Below are 1,640 nucleotides of genomic sequence, written 5' to 3'. Positions count from 1 at the left end.
ATTTATCGCCAAAACCCTGTATCCGCAGCAGTTTGCCGACATAGACCCAAACAAGACCTATCTGGACTTCTACCGCAAATACCTGCCCGTCGTGCCGGACGGTACGTTTTACATCCGATTGAAATAGTGGCTGCAAAAATCATAGGCTCAGGCCGCCTGAAGATTCAGACGGCCTGAACATGCTATGCCGATAAAGATTTAATGAGTATAATTACTGTTCTTTCAACAAAATTACTGGGTACGTATGAACGGACAAAACCAAATCGACCAGCCTCAGGCTCCGGTCGTCAGCATCAAAGAATGGTTGCTAACAAACTTGATTTTGATGATTCCGCTAGTCAATATAGTTATGACGCTTGTATGGGCATTCGGCTCAAACACCAATCCGAATAAAGCCAATTATTTCAAGGCTGCCTTGATTCTGTTTGTCATCTATCTGGTACTGGCTGTAGCTGTAGTCATTTTTGGCAGTGCAGCTGCAAATCAATATCAATAAGTAAGCATACATTTAGGCCGTCTGAAACCTAAAAGGATTCAGATGGCCTTTTACATGGATTACCGAAGGCTCAACCACCTATCCAATTCCAAACCGCATCGCTCCATTTGCCGATACGGTAGAGAAACAAAGAATAGCTCTCCTGCATCAGAAACTTGGCTTTCTTGCTGCGCTCGTCAAAGCGCGTGGTCGGTGTGGCAGAGAACTGCGCGTCTGACAAGCCCAAATCGGCGGCCATTTCTTCGGCGCGAGCCAAATGATACGGGTCGCTGACAACGATAATGCTGCCGACTCCGTTGGCGTGCATGATGGGGACGACATTGCGCAGGTTTTCGTAAGTGTTGCGCGACGTGTTTTCAAACAGGATATTGTGCGCCGGTATGCCCTGCTTGAGTGCGTATCGGCGCCCCACTTCGGCTTCGGTCATAAATCCTTTTTTGGGCGTACCGCCGGTGAAAATGATTTTGCCGACCCGATGGCTTTGGTAGAGCGTGATGGCATGGTTGATGCGCTCACGGAATACCGGCGACGGGCGTTTGTCCCACGCCGCCGCACCCAACACCACCGCCGCATCGGCATGAGCGTCCTTCGGCAAGGTTTGCAAACCTGTCCGGTAAATCTGCCATGTGCCACTCAAAAAAATACCGCACACCAACAAAACGCTCAAAGCAAGGCCGCGAAATAGGTAGTATCGCAAGCCATTGCGGCTTTTAAGCAGGGAAATCATCTTCAGACGGCCTTATCCAACCCCGTCAGCCGAGTAGGGCGGCAATGTTTTCCAACGGACGGCCGATGGCTGCGCGCGTAGGCGTTACCAAAACGGGACGCTCAAGCAGGGCAGGGTGTTCGGCGATTGCCTGAAGCAGGGCGGCATTGTCCAAATCGGGATTGTCCAAACCCAATTCTTTGTACAAATCGTCTTTCGTGCGCATCATGCCGCGCACCGACTCGATGCCGAGTTTGGCAAACATATCCTGCAAAGTCGCCAAATCGGGCGCGGTATCCAGATATTTGACTACGTCGGCGGCAACGCCTTTTTCTTCGAGCAAAGCCAGCGCGGCACGCGATTTGCTGCAACGCGGGTTGTGATAAAGTGTGAATTCAGACGGCATGAAAGTCTCCGTATTATTGCAAAATCATTCAA

The 1,640-nt window shown here is 50.5% G+C and carries 3 protein-coding genes and 1 pseudogene; 2 read left to right on the top strand and 2 right to left on the bottom strand.

All coding sequences use genetic code 11. The annotated features are described in order from the left end of the window. Both ACTHUE_RS18260 and ACTHUE_RS18255 read left to right on the top strand, forming a co-directional pair. A pseudogene (locus ACTHUE_RS18260) lies at positions 1 to 127 on the top strand (ABC transporter substrate-binding protein); the annotation flags it as partial. 117 nt (positions 128 to 244) lie between these two features. After that, on the top strand, positions 245 to 496 hold the full coding sequence (locus tag ACTHUE_RS18255) for a hypothetical protein (RefSeq protein WP_070826712.1): 252 nt from the start codon (positions 245 to 247) through the stop codon (positions 494 to 496). A gap of 70 nt (positions 497 to 566) precedes the next feature. On the opposite strand, the gene ACTHUE_RS18250 is transcribed toward ACTHUE_RS18255, so the two are convergent. Both ACTHUE_RS18250 and arsC read right to left on the bottom strand, forming a co-directional pair. Next, entirely contained in the window at positions 567 to 1,223 is a 657-nt protein-coding gene (locus tag ACTHUE_RS18250; protein ID WP_107792281.1) for a YdcF family protein, read from the bottom strand. A gap of 25 nt (positions 1,224 to 1,248) precedes the next feature. Next, on the bottom strand, positions 1,249 to 1,608 hold the full coding sequence (arsC, locus tag ACTHUE_RS18245; RefSeq protein ID WP_004519164.1) for an arsenate reductase (glutaredoxin): 360 nt from the start codon (positions 1,606 to 1,608) through the stop codon (positions 1,249 to 1,251). Positions 1,609 to 1,640 lie beyond the last annotated feature (32 nt).

It is taken from the genome of Neisseria sp. P0021.S005 (assembly GCF_051956955.1).
The sequence above is the reverse complement of the archived record's forward strand: the minus strand, read 5'-3'. Positions and strand labels throughout refer to the sequence as shown.

Bases quoted from the DNA above. Each gene is read 5' to 3' on its own strand.
- ACTHUE_RS18255 (WP_070826712.1), top strand. From the start codon at position 245: ATGAACGGACAAAACCAAATCGACCAGCCTCAGGCTCCGGTCGTCAGC.
- ACTHUE_RS18250 (WP_107792281.1), bottom strand. From the start codon at position 1,223: ATGATTTCCCTGCTTAAAAGCCGCAATGGCTTGCGATACTACCTATTT.
- arsC (WP_004519164.1), bottom strand. From the start codon at position 1,608: ATGCCGTCTGAATTCACACTTTATCACAACCCGCGTTGCAGCAAATCG.